Here is a 20,162-nt window from a genome sequence, read left to right as displayed (position 1 = left end):
CTGGACGACCGGTTTTTCGGATTCGCTACAGGTCAACCTTGCGGCGTGGGGGCATGTTCTCCGCGACGTCGAGTTCGTTGCGGAAGGGCTGGGGCTCGAATCGATCGAGTCGGTAGCGCGAAGCATCCACCGTGCTGGCCCAGCCCTCGCCGGGCATTCGGCCGGTTTCGGGGGCCGTGACGAGGTCGGCCATGAGTCGTCCGAGGCCTGGGCCGTGCGTGACACCGGATTCGTTGTCGCCTGCGAGAACGAAGAGCCCATCGCATTCGGGAACTTCGCCAGCAAAAAACAGGCGGTCCGCCGTATAGGAGACGATGCCCTGCACCCATTCGGTGTTGGAAAGGTCAACCTGGGGGAGTACCGAGTTGATGATCGGGGTGAGCTCCGCCGCCATCTCGTTGATGAGATCGGTTCGTTGCGGGCGGCGTACTGCTGCTGAATTGTTGGTTTCGAGCAGCTCGTACCCAGAGCCGTTGCCGTAGGTGAGTCCGCCGCGGTGCTCGCGCACCCAGAGCCCATCCAGTTCGGGGAACATGAGCGTTGGGATGTGTGGCACTCCGCTTGGTGCTGCCGTGATGCGGCTGGCGATCACGCGGGCAAAGGGAAGGGTCCTGCCAAACGGTTTGAGGAGTTCGTTTGTCCACGAGCCGGTGGCGAGCACAACGCGGTCGGCGCTGATCGCTACGGTCTCGTCGCCCCGCACGGCTTCAACGCCGGTTGCCTTGCCTGCCGTAGTGAGGATGCGAACGACGCGCGTGTTGGGAACGAGCGTGACGCCCGCCGCGATTGCGGATGCGGCGAGGGCGGCACCGGCATCCGGTGCGCTGATCTGGATGCCCTCGGGATGGAAGTATCCTCCGGCGACTGCGTCAGGGTTGAGTCCGCTGACGAGGGCTGCCGCGTCAGCGGGTGAGAGTGGGCGGGCGCCGGCCGGCTTGAGCGGGTGGCGGTCGAACTCATCGAGGTGGTCGGTGACGGCCTGCTCGGTGACGGCGAGCCAGACGTTGCCGGTTTCGCGGAGGGCTACATCGTGACCGTCGGCGTCGAGAGAGCGATAGAGGTCGATGCCGTATTGCTCAAGTGCGAGCTCAGACTCGTTCCAGAACCAGGCGTAGCCTGCGGCCCAAAGCCCCACAAATCCAGCCCCTGCCGCGGTTGTGCCTGATGCGGCCTCGCCGGAGTCGAGCAGCGTGACGCTGTTGCCCTCGCGCGCAAGGTGCAGGGCCGTCGAGAGGCCAAAAACGCCTGCGCCGACAACGAGGATGCTGGGTGAAGAGGAAGTCATTATGCGTCAAGATTACTGAGGGACGCAGAACTTTTTTGGCGGTCGAGTCATAGTGCGTAATATGTCGCAGCAGGATTTGTCGTCATACTTGTATGGAGTATCTCATCCGCAGTGCCTCCCCCTCAACCAGTGAAGAGTGGTCTCGTGACTTCCGAACAGTACCCGTCGTATCCTCCGCAGCCCCCAGCGGGGCCTCCGCCAGGCTGGCAAGCCCCAACGAAACGTCGCCGCCGCTGGGTCACGCCCGTTGCCATTGTTTCGACGGCAGTATTGTTGCTCGGCGCCGGCGCGACAGCCCTTGTGCTCTCCGCAAAGACGGCGAGCGAGCACGGCCCGGATCAGGCGGTCAACGCGTTTGCGGATGCCCTGCACACCGGGGAATTGTCGTCGCTCGGTGACACGTGTCTCAGCAAGATTGCGCGCAAGAGCACGGTGCTTGATGACAAGGCATATGCGCAAGCCGTTGACGGCTCCGTGAAGTACTCGGTTGGCGAGGAGACCGTGAAAACGGAGAACCGTTCCGAATACAAAATCACCGCCAAATATGGCGGGTCAACCAAGCGTTGGAACGTCACCGTCAAGCGAAGCAGCGCGGGCGAGTGGTGCGTCACCGAAGGTGGGCTGCCAACGGGCGTTATCCCTGCCTACCCGCGCGTCGCAACCCTCACATGGGATTCGCTCTTTGACTACGCCGAGACAACCCAGGCAACCGTTGCCGGGGCATCCGTTGGCACGTTGCCGCCAAAAGTGGTGTCTCCCGATCAGGTGTTCAACCGCGAACCTCTGAACGGCGGCGAGCAGGTCGTTGAGGCCTCTACCGGCGCAGACGGAACGTCTTCATCTGCAAATCGACTGGCGTTCACGGCGACGGATTTCGCTCTGGCACCCACGCAGAAGGACGACGAAGACGACGCCGACGAGGACACGTCACGAAAAGTGACCTCCGGCGAGGACGCGATCGTCACAGACCCCATCCTCCTGCTCCCAGGAACCTTTGGCGGAACCGTTGTGACAAGCGACGGCCGAGCCCACGAACTCAGCGAACTGAGCGTGACCCCACGCGATTTCGATCGCTCAGCCGCACGCTCGTCTGGCGACGTCGAGATCGAAGATTACTTCGGTGATTGGTATGACGATGCGTACGAGCTCGGCTACAACGAAGAGGCGCTGGAGGCCGGCGCGCTCTCTTTTGTGGTCAACGAAGACACTGAGAAGATTCTCACGAGCGACGAATTGGACGAGTTGACCGCACGCGCCGACACCCTTCCGTTGGACTGCGGATTTGCCGCCCCCGGCATCCCGCTAACGGGCGAAACGGCCGCGACGCCGTCGGAGCATATCGCTGAATGTGTTGACTTGAGCATGCCACTTTCGTCGTTGCTCGCGATGCAGGGTGAGCCGACGGGTCCAGCGGCACCCGCGGTAACCGCGGCTCTTGTTGAAACAGGCTCCTGGAAAGTCTTCATGGCAGAGGACGGCTGCGTCTACCTTGTGACGGTTCGACCGTTTGTCTTTGAAGAGACCACCGCCGCCGTCGGGGAGAAGCCAGCGGCAACGGAGCGCGTGAAGCGTGGCTATGCCGTGCGCGTGTTCGGCGACGAAAAGCAGAAGCTGCAGCTCGGTCGTATTGTCCCGATCACACTGAAATCGTCGGATTACGATGACAAGTTCTACGCGATTGACGCCTGCGATATGCCGGAAGACCTGCTTCAACTGCAATACCGGGATCTCAAGGACGACGTACTCGACGCGGTTGACGACCACTGTGCTGCCTCCAACGAGTGGGAGTATCCGTCTGAGCTCAACGAAGACGACGTGTTCGAGGACTTCATGTATGAGTATTACGACGGATCGGCCGTTCCGAACTCCTAGCGTGCGGTTGTTGGTTGTGAGACCGCGCGGAGTATCGTGGAATCATGGCCAACAACCGAGTGTTTCAGCCCTCCGCACGATCGCACGTCCCGCCGTTTGAGGTTATGGATATCCTCAGCCGAGTGGCTGAACTGCGGGCAGACGGGCGAAGCATCGTTTCCCTGTGCGCGGGAGAGCCGAGCAGCGGTGCACCAAAAGGGGTGAGCGACGAGGCCGCGCGAATCCACGCAACCGGCACCCCGCCGCTCGGCTACACGAGTCCGCTCGGCACGCATGAGTTGCGCGCAGCGATTGCCGGTCACTACCACAATTGGTACGGCATCGAGGTTGATCCGCGTCAGGTGGCCGTGACCACCGGCTCGTCAGGAGCGTTTACGCTTGCGTTTCTAGCGGCGTTTAATCCCGGTGACCGGGTCGCGCTCGTGAGTCCTGGATATCCGGCCTATCGAAATATCCTGACCGCCCTCGGAATTGAGGTTGTGACCATCGCGACCGGCCCAGCGACCAGGTATCAACCAACACCGGCGCTGCTCGACAACGCGATTGCTGAGTACGGCGAGCTGCACGGGCTGATTCTCGCGTCGCCAGCAAATCCAACAGGCACAATGGTGAACCGGGCTGAACTCGCCGCCCTCACCGAATGGTGTGTTTCACACACGGTACGCCTCGTCAGCGACGAAATCTATCACGGCATTACGTATCCGGTTCACGGTGCGGCCGACCCTCTCGGGGTGAGCGCCTGGGAGACCGACCGGTCTGGACTTGTTATCAGCTCGTTCAGCAAGTACTGGGGAATGACCGGCTGGAGGCTCGGCTGGGCGCTCATGCCAGAGGACCTTGCCGACGCGATGGATGCCCTCGCCGGCAATTTTTCTCTGTGCCCGCCCGCACCGGCTCAGTTTGCGGCGCTCGGGGCGTTTGACGCCGAACGCTACGTCGAGCGGGATGCCGTCGTCGCGGGCTTCGCGACCGCCCGCGGGCTGTTGCTTGAGCAGCACGAGCGGCTCGGCTGGGGCGATGCAGCCCCGGCGGATGGTGCCTTCTATTACTACGCGGATCTTGGTCCGCAGCTTGAACGCTGGGGCACCTCATCCGCCTACGCGAGGGCGCTGCTTGAGGAGGCAGGGGTTGCGCTCGTGCCCGGCACCGATTTTGACCCGGAACATGGGCACCGCACGGTTCGCCTGAGCTTCGCGGCTGGCGAGGATGCCGTGGCCGAGGCGATCGACCGTATCCTTCGATTCCAGGCCGGCTAGCAGGCCCTGCCCGACTAGCCGTCATCAACACTGTCGAATCCACGCCGTCGAATCAACACTGTTGAATCAACACTAAGGAGTAGCTCATGGACACACCACTGTTGCAAGTCATCATCGGGAGTACTCGGCCTGGGCGGGTTGGCGCATCCGTCGCCGACTGGTTTGCGGACGCGGCACGAGCAGACGGGCAGTTTGCGATTGAGGTTGTTGACCTCGCCGAGGTGGGGCTCCCGCTTCTTGACGAGCCACATCATCCGCGGCTGCAGCAGTACACAAAGGAGCACACCAAGCGCTGGAGCGAAACCATTCGCAGGGGTGACGCGTTTGTGTTTGTCATTCCGGAGTACAACTATTCGCTGAACGCGGCCACAAAAAACGCCATCGACTTCCTCTTTCACGAGTGGAGTAACAAAGCCCTCGGCATCGTGAGTTACGGCGGGATTTCCGGAGGGCTTCGCTCTGCCCAGGTGCTCAAGCAGGTTGCCTCGTCAGTACGGCTGATTGCCGGGCCTGACACGGTCATCATCCCGTGGGTGGCGACCCTCCGCGATGAGCAGGGTGTGTTTCACCCGACCGATCACATCGTGCGCGCGACAACAACGCTGCTCGCCGATTTGCGGTCGCTGACAGATGCGTTGGCGTCGCGCCGATCGGCCAACGAGCCGGCCGACTGAGCCAGGGGCAGCTATCCGCCCCGCAACATCTACACGGAGCCTAATCGAGGTCGCAAAACATGTCGTCTTTTGACCAAAAGACGACATGTTTTGCGACCTGGATTCCCGGAAGGGGGCGAGAGATTACTGGCCGACGAGGCCAGCAACCGTCGCGCGTGCGCCAGAGGCGTGGAGCGACTCAAGCGCAGCCGAGTACGCGGACACAAAACGCTCGTTATCGATGAGGTCGCCAAAGAGATCGCGGTCGCGGATGAACGCGAGCGGGTCGGTCGAATGCTTGGCGGCATAGCCCATGACCGTGTCGCGGAGGCGGTCAACCACCTCAATGGATTCGCCCTGCTCGTCTACGCCCTCCGAGTAGCGAGCCCAGCTCGCGCAGATCGCGGCTGACAACACAATCTCACCGTCGGTCGCCAGCTGCTCGTTGATGACAGGAACAAGCCACTTCGGGATGCGGTCGGAAGAATCGGCACACAGCCTGGCGACGGTGTCACGAACACCCGGGTTCGCAAAGCGCTCGATGAGCTGTGTTTTGTAGTCGTCGAGGTTGATGCCAGGCACCGGCCGGAGCGTTGGTGTTGCCTCACGATCCATGTACGCGCGCAGGAACGTTGCCACGAGCGGGTCGCCGGCCACGTCGTGAACCAGCCGGTAGCCCATGAGGTAGCCGAAGTAGCAGAGCGCCTGATGGCTCGCGTTGAGCAGGCGCAGCTTCATCAGTTCGTAGGGCTCGACGTCGTCAACAAGCTGCACAGCGGTGTGCTCGTATGGCGGGCGGCCGTCGGTGAAGGCATCCTCAAGCACCCACTGCAGGAACGGCTCGCACACCACCGGCCACGCGTCAGTGAGACCGATGGCTTCGGAGGTGACGGACCTGTCCTCGTCTGTGGTCACTGGGGTGATGCGGTCGACCATGGAGTTAGGGAACGAGACGTTGGCCTCGATCCAGTCGCCAAGCTCGGCATCCACCGCCCGCGCGTAGGCAACAAATGAGCGGCGGGCAACACGCCCGTTGTCCTGCAGGTTGTCGCAGGACATGACGGTGAACGGGGTCATACCGCGCTCGCGGCGCCGCCTGAGGGCCTCGACCACAATGCCAAAGACGCTTGCTGGTGCCTGCGGAGTCGCAAGGTCGGCGACGATGCCGGCGTTTGTGAGGTCAAACTCGCCGGTCACCGGGTGGATGTTGTACCCGCCCTCCGTGATTGTCATCGACACGATCTTGGCCGCAGGGGAGGCGAGGCGCTCGATCACCGCATCCACGTCGTCTGGCGCAAACAGGTAGTCAACAATCGAGCCGATGACCCGCCGCTCTTGCTTGCCAGACGGGTCGCGGACCACGAGGGTGTAGAGGCAGTCTTGGTCCCGCATGACGTCGCGCATCCTTGCATCGGAGGGAAGCACACCGATGCCGCAGATGGCCCAGTCGGTTGCGAGCCCCTGTGAGAGCAAGTCGTCGAGCATGACCGCCTGGTGGGCGCGGTGAAAACCGCCAACCCCGAAGTGGAATATACCCGGCGTGAGTTGTGAGCGGTCATAGGTTGGCCTGGCTACGTCGGACGGTAGGTCGGCAAGGGTTGCGTTGCTCAGGGGAGTCACCGGGTCTCACTTTCGGGTAGGGAGGAAGAGGAGGATTGGCCGTCGATGGTCACACGCCGCGCCGAGCTGAGGACAAACGAGTCTTCGCTCACCGTGACAACGCTGAGGCCAACAAAGCTGTCGATCAGGGCGTTGGCGGCTGTCTTGCTGCCGCGCTCGCCGACGCCAACGGTGAGGCCAACGCCGGCATCCGTTGCAGAGGTAATGCCGGCTGGGGCATCCTCGAAGACGATGGCGTCGGCCGGATCGATCCCGAGTCGGCTCGCGCCGAGCAGGTAGGGCTCTGGATGCGGCTTGCCGTAGGTGATGTCGGCGGCGGTCACAATGATGTCCGGTTGCGCAAAGCCTGCCGCGGCAAGCCGCGCGCGTGCAACGTCTGGCAGCCCAGAGGTTACAACTGCCCAGGACCCGTCTGGAAGCGAACGGACAAACTCAACGGCCCCCGGGATTGGGGTCGAGAGCCGCGCCGTTTCGACCTCGAGCTCGCGAAGTCGTTGGCCGGCAGCAGCGCGCAGGGGCTCAGCGACAAGCTCCGCGACGGTATCTGCTGCGGGGCGGCCGTGCACGATGTCTCGCCCAAATGAGAAGCCGGGGGCGTATTCGTCTGCCCACTCTGCCCAGGCAACTTCGGCGGCCTGGTCGGAGTCTACGAGCACGCCGTCGCAGTCGAACAGGATGCCCTTTGCGGTAAAGCCGCCAAGGATTGTTGGGTCGTTGATTACACCGCCTGGCGCTGCGTTTTCTGGCACTGCATTTTGGCGCGGTGTCTCCGCCGCGCTACGCATGTGCCACCTCCGCTGGGTCGGCGAGCAGCGTCGACCGGTCTGGGGCCGCCACAACGGTCGCCGGCCTGGCCTCGTCGAGCGCGGAGAGGAGCGTGGTCTGCTGTGAAACGGACAGAGCGCCCCAGGACGCCGCAGTCGCGATCGCTCGAGGGACGGCGTCGTCGGCATCCCCATCTGCGAGGCCCGTGATGAAACCGGCAAGCGAGGCGTCGCCTGCGCCAGCCGAATTGACCACTGACGTGGCCTCCGTCTTTGCCCACCAGACTCCGGTTTTGGCAACGGCAAGGGCACCATCCTCACCCATGCTCACATAGACCATCTCAACGCCGGAGGCCCGGAGTTCGTTGGCCGCATCGATAACATCGCCGATGGTCACGAGCGAACGGCCGAGAAGGTCAGCAAGTTCGTGCGTGTTCGGCTTGATGAGGGTGAGCGGAGCGCCCTGCTGCAAGACCTGTCGCAGCGCCTGACCGCTCGTATCCAGTGCGGTGCGAATGCCGCGAGCGTGCGCCTCAGCGAGTAAGTCGGCGAAAGGGACGAGCTCGTCACTTGCCGTGTTGGTTGGGATGCTCCCACACACAACCAGCCAGCTCGCGCCGAGCGATTCAAGCTCGCGCAGTGTCGCTGCGTGGAGTTCGCCCCAGTGCTCGTCGCTCAGCGGGATGGGGGACTGATTGATCTTGGTCGTGCGCCCGAACGAATCGATGATTGAGGTATTCACCCGTGTTGGGCCTGGCACGATGACCGGAACGAGTGTTGGCCGACTGGCAACGTGTTCACCCTGATGGGTTGCAAGGGCCTGATCGTTTTCGCCGAGTGTTAGCACCGCGCTGACCCGAGTACCGCCGAGGGCAATCGCGTGTGCAACATTCACCCCTTTTCCGCTGAGTTCGGTGTGGGCTGACGAGGCCCGGTTGACTTCGCCGATTGCGAGTTCGGGAAGCACATACGTCTGATCGATTGCGGCCGACGGCGTTACGGTTACGATGGCGCTCATGAGTTGCTCTCTTCAGGTGTAGCCGACTTGGGGGAGATGTTCGGATCGTCGAAGGGTTGCGAGGTGCCGGCATCCGGACGAACCGCCGCCGAGGACGTCGTGAGCCGCGCAGCAACCGTCACCGAGACTCCAGCCTCTGTTGCGAGTGTGTGGAACGCTTCGCCGCAGCGGTCGTCGACAACCGCGTAGCCAATGTCAGCGAGCTGGGCGAACTTGACGAGGCCCTTTGGCTGGAGCCGGGAGCCGCTTGCCATCAGCACCGTGCGTTTCGCCGTGCGCACAACCTCACCAAGAATCGCGGCAGATTTTGGTGTTGTGGCTGTGAGCGAGCCATCTGGCGTCATGCCTTCTGGGGAGAGAAACGCGAGGTCGAGACGCAACCGCCCGAGGTCTTCGCGAGCCCACTGGCCCGACTGGGACGCATCGCTCGGGTCAACCAGCCCGCCGAGGTTGTAGACGACAATCTCGGGGTTCCTGCTCGCGGCGAGTGCGACCGGAATTGAGTTCGTGACGACGTGCAGGTCTTGGCTGTTTGGGAGGAGCGACGCGAGGTCTTCTGCGATGTCGCCAGCCCCGATGAAGACATTGCCCTGTTGCGGGATGAGCGCCGCCGCGGCGCGGGCAACGGGATGCACCTCGTGTTCGGTTTGGGCCAGCCAACCGAGCTCTGGAACGACCCGTGACGCCCTGATCGCGCCACCGTGGGCCCGTGCGAGGTGGCCAGACTGTTCGAGCGCCTTGAGATCGCGACGGACGGTTTCTTCCGCAACGCCAAGGGTGATCGCAAGCTCACTCACCTCAACGCGGCCGTGTGCGTCGAGGTCGCGAAGGATGACCTCCCGTCGCGAACGAGACGCCTTGCTCGTGCCCGTGGTTATCGGCGTCGGCGCAGCCTCAGAATTGCTCATTCTTTATTGTCACCCCTCGGGGCGTTTTGTGCGTGCCACCACGGGGCAAGTGTCGCGCAGAGTTCGTTGAAAGACGCGATCACTCGATCCCAATACCTCGCCGATTCGGGCGATGGCTCGACGGCTGGTTCGCGATCAACCAGGTTCTGAGCATCCTCAAGTGAAGGGATGAGCCCAACCGAAACCGCCGCGAGGGCGGCAACACCAAACGCACCAGCTTCCTCGTTGCTGATGACCTGAATCGGTTGCCGCAGTGCGTTGGCTACCAGCTGCACGTAGAGCGCCGAGTTGGAGAGGCCTCCGCCGAGGACCGCGGCACCGGGGCCAGAACCGGTCTCCCAGCCAAACTGTTCGGCCAGAGCGGAAGTGTGCCACACGTGCATGAGCACGATTCCCTCGAGCGTGCCCCTGAGCAGGTGGGCCCGTGTGTGCCAGCCTCTGACATCCGCAACGGTGCCAGAGGCCTCAGCACCAAGTGGGGAAGCAAACAGGTACGGAAGCACAAGGGGAACATGCTCGGTGGGATCGAGCGCGGCAGCCTCGGCAAAGATGGCGTCGCGTTCGGCCGGGCTGTGGATGCCAAGCAGGCGCAGCATCCATTCGAGCGTTGGAGACGCGGTCGGCGAGGTAGACATTGCGATCCGAAGATCTGGTCGCACCGAGAGGCGCGACTGCCACCTGGCATCCACGTGTTTCTCGGTTGTCGTGACACCGTTGGTGCTGAAGGAACCGGCTACGAGGGCGAGCCGCCCTGGCACGAGCGCGCTCATGCCGATGGAGGCCGCCTGGACATCGTGCAGCCCCATGATGACCGGAGTGCCCTCTGCGAGTCCTGTGAGCGCCGCCGCCTCCGCAGTCACCGAGCCGCCGATATCTCCGCCAAGTCGAATCTCGGGGAGCAAATGTGCCCACTCGCTCAGCCCGTATGCCTCCAGCACATCGGGGCTCCAGCGCACCTCATCGGGGGCGGCGGCCACATCGAGGAACGAAGAGCACGCATCCGAAATTTCGGTCGCAACAACACCGGTGAGCCGAAGTCGAATGATGTCCTTGCAGGACAGCATCGCGCTGGCGCGCTGCATCAGGTCTGGCTCGTTCGCGACCATCCACTTCAGGAGCACACCTGGCGAGCTCGCAACGGGGAGCTGGCCTGAGCGCTCAAGGATGATGCTGCGCCGCACTGGATCGGCAAGGATGGCGTCTGCCTCAAGGTGCGCGCGGCTGTCAACCGCTGTAATCGCCATGCCAACCGGGGCGCCGTCCGTGTCGACGAGATGCAGCCCGTCGCCGTGGCCGGCGATACCGATTGCGGCGATACTGGCTGGGTCGATGCCCGACTGCTCAATCGCATCCCGAATTGCCCCAGCGGCAACGGCCCAGAGCTCGTCCTGCGAACGGTCGGCCTGCCTTGGCACCGAGGTGTTGAGCGGGCTCGACCGCCGGCCAATCGCCACTGGGCGAAGCTGCTCGTCGTGCAGCACCGCTTTGACGGTGGTTTGGCCGGCATCAATGCCAAGAACGTAGCGAGTGGTCATAGCTTATTTAATCGCACCCATGGCAAGACCGCGAACAAGACGCTTCTGGGCGGCCCATCCTGCGATCACAACGGGAAGCACCGCAAGCGTTGCCGCGGCGGACAACACCGCAAGGAACTGGCCACGACCGTCAACAAAGCTGCCAAGGAATGGCGGCGTGGTGCGAGCGTAAGTCGAGGTGAGCAGATTCGCGAGGAAGTACTCGTTCCACGAGAAGATGAAGCAGATGAGACCAGCCGCCGCGATGCCGGGAGCGACGAGGGGCATGACCACACGGAACAGCTCGGTGAAGAACTTTGCCCCGTCGATCTGCGCAGCCTCAACGATCTCTAACGGAACCTCGCTGAAGAACGAGCGCATCATCCATACCGCGAGCGGCAGGTTCATGCCAACATAGAGCACGCTCAGCGCCGAGATGTTGTCGAGTAAGCCCATCGTCTGCAAGAGCAGATAGATGGGGATGATCGCGGCCGCGATGGGCATGAATCGGGTCGAGATGAAGAAGAAGAGCGCGTCGGTGGCCTTGAAGATCGGGCGGATCGAGAGCGCATACGCGGCGGGGATCGCCAGAACCAGCACAATGAGCGTCGAGCCGAGGCTCGCCATGAGCGAGTTCAGCAGGTAATCACCAAAGCCGCGGTCGAGCACCTTGGTGAAATTATCAAGCGTGAGTTCGGTGACAAACGTTGGTGGGAACGTGGCGGCCGCTTTTTCCGTTTTAAAGGAGGTGAAGACCATCCAGGCAACGGGAAAAAAGAAGCCGAGCGTGATGACCCACGTAATCGTGGTGAGTGCTGCGGAACCCGCGCGGAGGCGTAGCGGCTTCTTACGGCGGAGGACTGGGGCTTTGACTGAGGTGCTCATGAGCGGGTTCCTTCGTTGCTGAAGATCTTGAACAACAGGCGGAGGGCAACGGTCGCCACGATAATCGTGAGCAGAACCGTGATGACGCCGTAGGCGGCGGCCTCGCCAATTTCGAGCCCAACGAAGGCTCGTTCGTAGAGGAGGTACGACAGCGTTTTGGTGCCGCCAGTGCCTCGCGTCATGATCGCGATTGGGTCAAAGACTTGCAACAGCATGATGCCGCCGAGCAGGGTCGCGAGCTCGATGTACTGGCGGAGGTGGGGGAGCGTCATCGTGAAGAATCGACGAACCGGTCCGGCCCCGTCAACCGAGGCGGCCTCAAGCACCTCACCAGGCTGGCTCTGCAATCCCGCGAGCAGGATGAGCATCATAAACGGCGTGTACTGCCAGGTGAGCACCATGATGACCGTGAGCGCCGGGAAGTTGGTGTTCCACTGCACGGCGTCGAGGCCGATGAGTGACAGTCCCCAGTTCACCATGCCGACGTTGGCGTCGAGCATCGACCACTTCCAGATGAGGGCCGCGGCGGCAGGCATCATGAGGAACGGGGTAATGAGCAGCGTGCGGGCGAGGCCCTGGCCAACAAACTTTCGGTCGAGCAGCACGGCGAGGATCAAACCAAATACCACCGAGAGCACAACAGAGGTTCCGGTGATGACAACCGTTGCGAGCAGCGAGCTCAGGAACTCCCCGCCGGTGAAGACCGTGACGTAGTTGTCGAACCAGGCGAATTCGCGCTGGCCTGGGCGCAGCAGGTTCCACTTCTGGAACGAATAAAAGATAGTGACGAGAAAAGGCACCTGCGTGACGGCAATCGACACGATGAGGGCTGGCCAGAGGAGTGCCCGCGAAAGGCGGAGGCCTTTTCTCTGTGAGGTGCTGAGCACCAGTTTTTGTTTGTTCCGGCTGCGCTTCGGTGCGAGGTCGGGAGTGCCGGATTCCGGCGTGGCAGATTCAGCCAGGGTAGCGGTCATGTCGCTTATTACTTTCTGCTGTCGGAAAAATACCGGGACAGTGGGAGGGCCTGGAGCCGTCGGCTGCCGTTGGCCCGGGCGTTGGGTGCGGGTCGGCCGCACGTGTGTGCGACCGACCCGCGGTGAAGAACCGTCAAGGTTCTTCGTTGGTGTTACTTCTGAGCCTCGCCAGCCTTCTCGGCAAGCGTCTGGCCCTTCTTGAGTACGTTGTCGACCGTGTCGCGGCCGGCAAAGACATCGGCGATGTCCTGCGAGACGCTGTTACCGAGGTCTTGGAACTCTGGGATGGTCACATACTGGATGCCAACCCACGGCTGCGGGTTCACACCTGGCTGCTTCGGGTTGACCGAGCCCATGATGTCCTTCGTGATACCGGCGAAGGCTGCGGCCTCTTCCTGGTACTCGGGGATTTCGTAGGTCGAGGTGCGCGATCCCGGTGGTACGCGGCTCCAGCCGAGCTCGTTACCAACGAGGTCGATGTAGTCTTTGCTGGTGGCCCAGCTGACGAACTCCCACGCGGCATCCTGGTTCTTGGAGGTCTTCGGGATAGCGAGGTTCCACGACCACAGCCATCCGGATTCCTTGGTCTCAACCACGGGAGCGTGCACGTAGCCAACCTTGCCGGCAACATCGCTCAGCTCAGGCGACTCGACCGAGCCGGCGGCAGAGGTTGCGTCGTACCACATGGCCGTCTTGCCCTGGGTGAAGAGGTTGAGGCACTCGGTGAAGCCTGTGGATACCGGGTCAGCCTCGCCGGCATCCTTCACCAGATCGGTGTAGAACGTGACGGCCTCGTTGAACTTGGCGTCGTCGACGGTTGCGTTCCAGTCCTCGTCGAACCAGTTGCCGCCAAATGTCTGGACAACTGTGGTCAGCGGGGCAAAGAGCTCGCCCCAACCTGGCTTGCCGCGGAGACAGATGCCGTTGACGTCGTCGGTCTTGAGCTGGCGGGCGTATTCGCCAACCTGCTGCCAGGTTGGGTTCTCCGGCATGGTGATGCCTGCCGCAGCAAAAATGTCCTTGTTGTACATGAGGAACGAGGACTCGCCGTAGAACGGAACAGCGTAGAGGCTGTCGTCGACCGTGAGCATTTCGCGGACGGGAGGCAGGATGTCGTCGACGTCGTATCCCTCGTCGTCGCTTGCCAGCTTGGTCATGTCAACGAGCCAGTCGTTCTGGCCCCAGATCGGAACCTCGTAGCTGCCAACCGTGACGATGTCGTACTGGCCGCCCTTGGTTGCCACATCCTTGGTAACTGCGTCGCGCAGGTCGTTTTCTTCCATTTGGATGAAGTTGACGGTGATGTTGGGGTGGTCGTCCTCGAAGTTTTTCTTGAGTTCTTCCATGTCCTTCATCTGGGGGTTGTTCACCGTTGCGAGGGTCAGGGTGACCTTCTCGTCTGATGAACCTCCACCGGTGGCTCCGCCGGCGCCTGAGCAGCCGGTGAGCACGAGGGCCGCCGAGGAAAGCATCGCAGCGCCAAGCAGAATCTGCTTGGTTGCCCGCTTTTTCGGGGAATAAGACATCGTCATCTCATACCTTTCAATTGGTAACACGTCCTTGTGGACCTTCTATGAGAACCAATGATCGCCCGTTCGGGTTTGTTTGGCAATCATAAATGTGGGTTTGTGATGCTATCGTAACCATACTTTGTTGATTTGATCGACTTTCTGGTGGATAAAAACACAGACTCGGGCGATTTATCCCGGGCGATGCTACGCTAATGACCACAATCCAGGCACATATACGCCCGCCACCCCCAAAAACAGAACCTGCATCTATTTGTGACTTTCTGTCCGTTTGTGCGGATTTTCGAACAGAAACTCGCAAATAGATGCAGGATTAGGCTGGGGGATGCCCCAGTAAACAGATACAGCGAAGTAGAGTTATGTACCCTGCAGAACGGCAAGCCGCGATCGTTGCCAGCGCACAGGCTGGCAACGGCGAGATTTCTGTTGCCCTCGTGAGCGCCCAGCTCAATGTCACCCCCGAGACGATTCGAAGGGATCTTGCGGTCCTCGAACGGCAGGGCCTCTTGAGCCGCAAACACGGGGGCGCCCAGCTCACAAGAAGCGCACCGTTTGAGTTGGCTCTTGCGCAGCGGCAGCTCAGCGAACTGCCGGAGAAAAACCGCATCGCCACGCGCGTCATGCAGGAGCTTCCCTCCGACGGCGTTGTGCTGCTTGACTCTGGCTCACTCACGCTCACCATCGCTCAGCACTTTCCCGACGACAGGGACCTCATCGTTGTGACCAACAACCTTGCCGCCGTTCAGGTGCTTGCCGCAAAGCCTCGGCTGACGGTACTTGCGCTGCCGGGACGGGTTCGCAACCTTACGCAGGGGGCCGTCGACGAATGGACTCGGCAGCGCATCGCCACCCTGAACGTTGACCTCGCCATCATCGGAGGCAACGGCCTGACGCTCGAACACGGCGTGACCACCACGATCCCTGACGAAGCAGAGGTCAAACGTGCCATGCTGCTGAGCGGTCGGCGCCGCATCCTCGCCCTCACCTCAACCAAAATTGGGCTCGCCTCGTTCTGTCACGTCGCCGACGTTGACGAGCTCGACATGATCGTGACCGACAGCGGGGCGGATTCCGCCCAGGTTGATCGGCTCGGCGCGGCAGGCCCTGACCTCGTGGTCGTTTAACGCGCAGCCAAGAACCCTGAGTATCCAGAAGCCCGGGCATTGGAGCCCGGCAACCGAAAGGAACCGTCAGTGCCACTCGTTTCAACCGACATTATCCTGCAGGCGGTGCCAGCAACGGCTGCCTTCAACGTGATCCAGCTGGAGCACGCCGAAGCCATCGTCGCCGGTGCCGAGGCGGCGGGGCTGCCCGTTGTTCTGCAGATTTCCGAGAATGCCGTCAAGTATCACGGGGCGCTCGCCCCCATTGCGGCGGCGACGCTTGCGGTTGCTCGCGCAGCATCAGTTGATGTTGCGGTGCATCTTGATCACGCCGAAAGCGAGTCACTGGTCGCCGAGGCGTTCGAGCTTGGCTTCACCTCGGTCATGTTTGATGCCTCGAAGCTCTCGTATGCCGATAACGTCGCGCGCACGAGGGCAATTGCGGGGGAGGCTGCCCAGCTTGGGGTCTGGCTTGAGGCTGAACTTGGCGAGATTGGTGGCAAGGATGGCGCGCACGCGCCTGGCGTGCGGACCGATGTTGCCGAGGCATCCGAATTTGTTGCGCAGACCGGCGTGAACGGCCTCGCCGTCGCCGTTGGAAGCTCACACGCGATGACCTCCCGTAGCGCAAGCCTCGACTTCGAACTCATCCGCTCACTTGCGGATGCCGTTCCCGTTCCGCTTGTGCTGCACGGTTCCAGCGGGGTCAGTGATGCAGACATCCGGCACGCGGTCGAGCGCGGGATGCGCAAGGTGAATATTGCCACCCATCTCAACGTGTTGTTCACCGAGTCTGTCAGGGCAACGCTTGACGCAAACCCAACCATGGTCGACACCCGCAAATACCTCGGCGCGGCACGCGATGTGGTTGAGACCGAAGTTGCGCGCCTTGTTCGCCTGATCAGCGGGTCCTAGGTCGTAGACCCTCATCCGTATGACGCACGTATGCCTATCGTTGTAAGCGCAGGCATGGTCGGGTCGATGCACCGGGACTTAGTCCGATGCGGCGGCCGCTACCTCTGCGCGTGTTGGCGGCTGCGCGCCGGCGCGCTCGCATACGAGCGAAGCCGCGGTTCCCGCGTAGCGGAGGGACTCGACCCAGTCGTCGTCGCTGAGTGCCGCGAGTCGTTCGGATGGTGACTGCTCGGCAGAGCCGCCGAGGGCGCCACGGTCGAACAGCTGCGAGAGCATCCCGCCCCAGAAGGTATCGCCCGCTCCAACCGTGTCAATAAGCGGATGCGCTGGCCGTGTCTCGACCGAGAACTCCGTGCCGTTTGGGCGAACCGAGAATACGCCGTTTGCGCCGCGAGTGAGCACGGCGTGGACGCCGAACTCGGCGGTAAACGAGCGCAGAACATCCTCGGGGGAACGGTCTGGATAGAGCGATTCGAGGTCTTCGTCGCTTGCCTTCACAATATGCGTCGTTGGAATCTGACGGAGGACCCGCGCCGCCTCTTGTTCTGGGGTTGGGCCCATTCCGAGCCTGATGTTCGGATCGAACGTGACCGTGGTTCGGCCGGCGGCATAGAGCTTGGCGGCATAGTCGGGGAGGATGGTTGCGCCCGTCTCAAGTGAAAGCGAAAACGACCCGATATGGAGGGCAACGGGGGATACCTCTGGCGATGGCTGGTCAGCCGACTCCCACGTTGTGTCGGCCGTGCCGTTGACGTAGAAGCTGTAGGAGGCGCTGCCGGATTCGCTGAGGCTCGCAACGGCGAGTGTGGTCTGGTTTGGCACATCCACCGCATGGGTGAGTCCAACCCCGTTGTCTTCGAGCTTGCTGCGGATGGGGCGAGACATCGCGTCGTTGCTGAGCCTGGTCAAGAATTCGACGGGGGCGTCAAGCTTGGCCAGCGCAACGGCAACGTTGAGCGCTGACCCACCCGCAACTGGCAGGTATGAACCGTCGCGTTGACCGATGAGATCGATGAGCGCCTCGCCAGCCACCATAATGTGGGCATCTGTTGAGGCTGCGTTCTTGGCCGGCGTGCTCGTGTGGTGTTCGTTGCTGCTCATAGCGGCGTCGGTCCTAACTATGGCCCGGTGTTATCCAAGCCTGGTGATGGCGGCGTCAAAATCGGTTATGGCACCGTCGGTGAGGGGTTCCGTGTAGAGGTTCTCAAAGACGGGTACTGGAATAGCGTAGTGAGTGACGCCCTGTTCGCTCAATGACACAATATCCTGTGGCGATCGGAGGCTTGCCACGAGCAGCCGTGTTTCGCTCCCCGAAGCCTCGATGACCTGCTGCATCCGCAGGATTTCGTCGAAGGCTGGACGGCCCTGGTCGTTCATCCTGCCGAAGTAGGGCGCAATGTATTCGGCGTTGAGCGAGGTGGCGAGCGTAGCCTGCACGGCGTTGTAGACCGCCGTCACGAGCACGGGGATGCCAAGCGCCCGAAGAGCGGCTGTTGCCTCGAACCCAGCCCTATTTGCGGCGACCTTGATCACACTGCGTTCGCCGATGCCGTGGAGGCGGCGCCCGTTCTCGACGAGCTCGTTGGCAGTGTCGCCATACGTTTGGAAGAACACCTCGCGCGCGCCAGCCGCGGTTGCCCACTCGTAAATTGAGGGGAGGTCGGCAAGCGTCTGCCCGCCCCGCTCGAGGATGGTCGGGTTGGTCGTGAGCCCCATGACCTGGCCGGACTGCAAAAGGGGCTCGGCCTTTTCGCGGAGGGCGGTGTCGATGTAGAAGTTCAGCATGGTGATGCTCCTGTCGTGTTGGGTGTTGACCTATGCGGGATTGTGAGATTGTGTGTTGGTGGTGCTTGCAACGATGGCCCGCTTTGTTGGTGCGTCGAGCAGGCGGATGATCGCGAGTGCGGCATCCTCGTCGGTGACTAAGCGGTGGATGATGCCGCTTCGCAGTACCGCGGCGATTGCTTCGGCTTTTGCCTCGCCGCCCGCAACCGCAATGACATCTGGCACCGCGCGAAGCTGCGCTGCGGTGATGCCGACTGAGCGGTTGGCGAAATCGCCTGGTTGTACGAGTGCGCCGGCCGAGTTAAAAACGTTTGCCGCGATGTCGGCCTTGGCATCCAGCTGCTCAAATCTGGCAAAGTCTTCGGCCGTGAGCGACTGGACGAGGGACGACGTACCACCGAGCTCTGGTGCCTGCAGCCAGGAACCAACCCCAACGACTGCGTGCGTAAGCTTGCCAAACTGGCTGAAGGTGTGTTGTGGCTCAGGGTCAGCGAGAAACGCCTGTGCAGCGGCCGCAGAGCCGAGCACAAGCGGCGCGTGCAGGGGGAACACCTGTCCATGAGTTCGCTGCTGGATGCGACGCAGCAGGTCGGGAGCGTTGTACGTCAGTGCCATCCCCGACAGCGAACCTGCCAGCTGAACGGCCGTGAATGGGGGAAGCTCTGGTAGCGCCTCAACGAGTGCGCTGAGGGTTGCGCCCCAGGTGATGCCGAGCACGTCATCCTCGTCGAGCGTGTCGGCGAGCAGCGTTGCGGTTGCCGAGCCGAGCGCGGCGGTGAGTTCGGTCACGCTGCCCGGAGTCTGCACAACGATGGCTTGGCGGAGGCCGGTTGCCGCCGCGAGCCGTGCCGAAAGGTCGGTGTTGACGCCGGGAGGGGCCGCGATGGTGATGGTGACAATGCCTGACTGCAGAGCAAGGTCGAGTTGCCTCGCAACTTTGAATCGTGACACGCCAAACTCTTGAGCGATCTGGTTTTTTGTTGCGCCCTCAAGGTAGTAGCGCCTGGCCATCATTGCCGTCGTGAGTGACGTAAAGCGTTCCTGTCGTGCCATGGCTCATCTCGTCGTGGTTGGCGGTGACGATCGTGCCGAGTCTGCTGGCCATCGATCGCAATGGTGCCGCACGGTGTCGTTGATGTGATTGCTTGACATCCTGTGGCGCTCCCAGCAGACTAGCTTTGCTCGGATGAGCTGTCAATGCTCGTCTGAGCGTTTTGTCAGACGTTTCCAATCACACCTGACCCATCGCTTCGCAGAATCAATCCGTATCAGCAGATCAGAGGAGATCACATGCCAGCCGAACGCCGCAGTCTGAGCCAAACCGTTGTTGCTATCACAGGGGCTGGCTCTGGCATCGGGCAAGCCGCCGCCGAACTGCTCCTCGAATCCGGGGCCAGTATCGTCGCCGCAGACATCAACCCTGCCGCGCTCGATGGCCTCGTCTCGCGGTGGGGCAGCGAACGAGTCGCCACCGTCGCGATGGATGTCCGAAACCCCGACGATTCGTCCGTCCTCGTTGATACCGCGCTCGCCGCATTTGGCCGTCTCGACAGTCTCGTCGCCAACGTTGGCATCGGATACTTTGGCGGCATCACCGAGTGGAGCGACGAACAGGTCGCCCAGATGATCGATACCAACTCATTGGGAACCATCTGGCCAATTCGCGCGGTCGTTCGACATTTTGACTCTCGTCCTGGCGGGGGCGACATCGTCATCATCGCCTCGGTCGCAGGCCTCGGCACCGGCAACGCCTACGAAGCCGTCTACGCGGCAACGAAGTATTCGCAGGTTGGCCTCGCGGTCTCGCTCGATCGGGAGGTTCGCGAGCGAGGCATCCGGGTGAGTGTGATCGCCCCTGCCGCCGTTGACACCAATTTTGCACACGGGACCGGTCGCACCCCTGGCGACCCGGTGCTTGAGGAATTCTTGCGCCCCTCAGACGTTGGGTTCGCGGTGCAGACCGTGCTCGAGCAGCCGCGCCGCATGCGGACGGCCCTCTGGACGATGTGGAGCATGGCCGAAAAATCCTAACTCTTCGCCCCTCGCCCCTCATCGAGGTCGCAAAAAATGCTGCGTTTGTG

General features: G+C 62.2%; 18 protein-coding genes. 6 read left to right on the top strand and 12 right to left on the bottom strand.

The window, feature by feature from the left end:
- Positions 1-25: 25 nt before the first annotated feature.
- Positions 26-1,285 carry an NAD(P)/FAD-dependent oxidoreductase gene (locus FHX76_RS05170; RefSeq protein WP_167148563.1) on the bottom strand — a complete coding sequence of 420 codons (1,260 nt, stop codon included), beginning with the start codon at positions 1,283-1,285 and terminating at the stop codon, positions 26-28.
- 144 nt (positions 1,286-1,429) lie between these two features.
- Here FHX76_RS05170 and FHX76_RS05165 point away from each other — a divergent pair, with 144 nt between their 5' ends.
- The 3 genes from FHX76_RS05165 to FHX76_RS05155 all read left to right on the top strand — a co-directional run bounded on the left by FHX76_RS05165 (position 1,430) and on the right by FHX76_RS05155 (position 5,087).
- Positions 1,430-3,157, top strand: a complete 1,728-nt coding sequence (locus FHX76_RS05165) for a hypothetical protein (protein WP_167148561.1) — start codon at positions 1,430-1,432, stop codon at positions 3,155-3,157.
- 44 nt (positions 3,158-3,201) lie between these two features.
- Complete coding sequence (locus FHX76_RS05160) at positions 3,202-4,413, top strand: aminotransferase class I/II-fold pyridoxal phosphate-dependent enzyme (RefSeq protein WP_167148559.1); 1,212 nt, start codon at positions 3,202-3,204, stop codon at positions 4,411-4,413.
- A gap of 86 nt (positions 4,414-4,499) precedes the next feature.
- Complete coding sequence (locus FHX76_RS05155; RefSeq protein ID WP_167148557.1) at positions 4,500-5,087, top strand: NADPH-dependent FMN reductase; 588 nt, start codon at positions 4,500-4,502, stop codon at positions 5,085-5,087.
- A 123-nt stretch (positions 5,088-5,210) separates the two neighbouring features.
- On the opposite strand, the gene FHX76_RS05150 is transcribed toward FHX76_RS05155, so the two are convergent.
- The 8 genes from FHX76_RS05150 to FHX76_RS05115 form a co-directional block, all read right to left on the bottom strand.
- Entirely contained in the window at positions 5,211-6,686 is a 1,476-nt protein-coding gene (locus FHX76_RS05150) for a mannitol dehydrogenase family protein (protein WP_167148555.1), read from the bottom strand.
- Complete coding sequence (locus tag FHX76_RS05145; protein ID WP_167148553.1) at positions 6,683-7,435, bottom strand: HAD-IA family hydrolase; 753 nt, start codon at positions 7,433-7,435, stop codon at positions 6,683-6,685. The genes FHX76_RS05150 and FHX76_RS05145 overlap by 4 nt, the downstream gene beginning before the upstream one ends.
- Positions 7,436-7,463: 28 nt before the next feature.
- Positions 7,464-8,468, bottom strand: coding sequence for a 1-phosphofructokinase family hexose kinase (locus tag FHX76_RS05140; RefSeq protein WP_167148551.1), 1,005 nt, complete (start codon positions 8,466-8,468; stop codon positions 7,464-7,466).
- Positions 8,465-9,376: a DeoR/GlpR family DNA-binding transcription regulator gene (locus FHX76_RS05135; protein WP_167148549.1), complete on the bottom strand. Its 912-nt coding sequence runs from the start codon at positions 9,374-9,376 to the stop codon at positions 8,465-8,467. Before FHX76_RS05135 ends, FHX76_RS05140 begins: the two co-directional genes overlap by 4 nt.
- On the bottom strand, positions 9,373-10,911 hold the full coding sequence (locus FHX76_RS05130; RefSeq protein ID WP_167148547.1) for an FGGY-family carbohydrate kinase: 1,539 nt from the start codon (positions 10,909-10,911) through the stop codon (positions 9,373-9,375). Before FHX76_RS05130 ends, FHX76_RS05135 begins: the two co-directional genes overlap by 4 nt.
- Before the next feature lie 3 nt (positions 10,912-10,914).
- Positions 10,915-11,775 carry a carbohydrate ABC transporter permease gene (locus tag FHX76_RS05125; RefSeq protein WP_167148545.1) on the bottom strand — a complete coding sequence of 287 codons (861 nt, stop codon included), beginning with the start codon at positions 11,773-11,775 and terminating at the stop codon, positions 10,915-10,917.
- Positions 11,772-12,749, bottom strand: a complete 978-nt coding sequence (locus FHX76_RS05120) for a carbohydrate ABC transporter permease (RefSeq protein ID WP_167148543.1) — start codon at positions 12,747-12,749, stop codon at positions 11,772-11,774. Before FHX76_RS05120 ends, FHX76_RS05125 begins: the two co-directional genes overlap by 4 nt.
- A gap of 152 nt (positions 12,750-12,901) precedes the next feature.
- The gene (locus tag FHX76_RS05115; RefSeq protein WP_341777866.1) at positions 12,902-14,275 is read right to left on the bottom strand and encodes an ABC transporter substrate-binding protein; all 1,374 of its coding nucleotides are present in this window, start codon (positions 14,273-14,275) and stop codon (positions 12,902-12,904) included.
- Positions 14,276-14,637: 362 nt separating this feature from the next.
- On the opposite strand from FHX76_RS05115, the gene FHX76_RS05110 reads away from it, so the two are divergent.
- Both FHX76_RS05110 and FHX76_RS05105 read left to right on the top strand, forming a co-directional pair.
- Positions 14,638-15,402, top strand: a complete 765-nt coding sequence (locus FHX76_RS05110; RefSeq protein WP_167148539.1) for a DeoR/GlpR family DNA-binding transcription regulator — start codon at positions 14,638-14,640, stop codon at positions 15,400-15,402.
- A gap of 69 nt (positions 15,403-15,471) precedes the next feature.
- Positions 15,472-16,296 (top strand): class II fructose-bisphosphate aldolase, encoded by an 825-nt coding sequence (locus FHX76_RS05105; RefSeq protein WP_167148537.1) that lies wholly within the window; start codon positions 15,472-15,474, stop codon positions 16,294-16,296.
- A 78-nt stretch (positions 16,297-16,374) separates the two neighbouring features.
- On the opposite strand, the gene FHX76_RS05100 is transcribed toward FHX76_RS05105, so the two are convergent.
- From FHX76_RS05100 to FHX76_RS05090, 3 genes are read right to left on the bottom strand one after another with little or no spacing between them, the layout of a single operon-like run.
- Positions 16,375-17,397, bottom strand: a complete 1,023-nt coding sequence (locus FHX76_RS05100; RefSeq protein ID WP_167148535.1) for a carbohydrate kinase family protein — start codon at positions 17,395-17,397, stop codon at positions 16,375-16,377.
- Positions 17,398-17,427: 30 nt separating this feature from the next.
- Positions 17,428-18,081: a transaldolase family protein gene (locus FHX76_RS05095; protein ID WP_167148533.1), complete on the bottom strand. Its 654-nt coding sequence runs from the start codon at positions 18,079-18,081 to the stop codon at positions 17,428-17,430.
- Between the two features lie 30 nt (positions 18,082-18,111).
- Positions 18,112-19,134 (bottom strand): sugar-binding transcriptional regulator, encoded by a 1,023-nt coding sequence (locus FHX76_RS05090; RefSeq protein WP_167148531.1) that lies wholly within the window; start codon positions 19,132-19,134, stop codon positions 18,112-18,114.
- Positions 19,135-19,371: 237 nt separating this feature from the next.
- On the opposite strand from FHX76_RS05090, the gene FHX76_RS05085 reads away from it, so the two are divergent.
- On the top strand, positions 19,372-20,112 hold the full coding sequence (locus FHX76_RS05085) for an SDR family oxidoreductase (RefSeq protein WP_167148528.1): 741 nt from the start codon (positions 19,372-19,374) through the stop codon (positions 20,110-20,112).
- Positions 20,113-20,162 lie beyond the last annotated feature (50 nt).

Origin of the sequence: Lysinibacter cavernae (assembly GCF_011758565.1) — a bacterium.
GTDB lineage: Bacteria > Actinomycetota > Actinomycetes > Actinomycetales > Microbacteriaceae > Lysinibacter > Lysinibacter cavernae.
The sequence above is the reverse complement of the archived record's forward strand: the minus strand, read 5'-3'. Positions and strand labels throughout refer to the sequence as shown.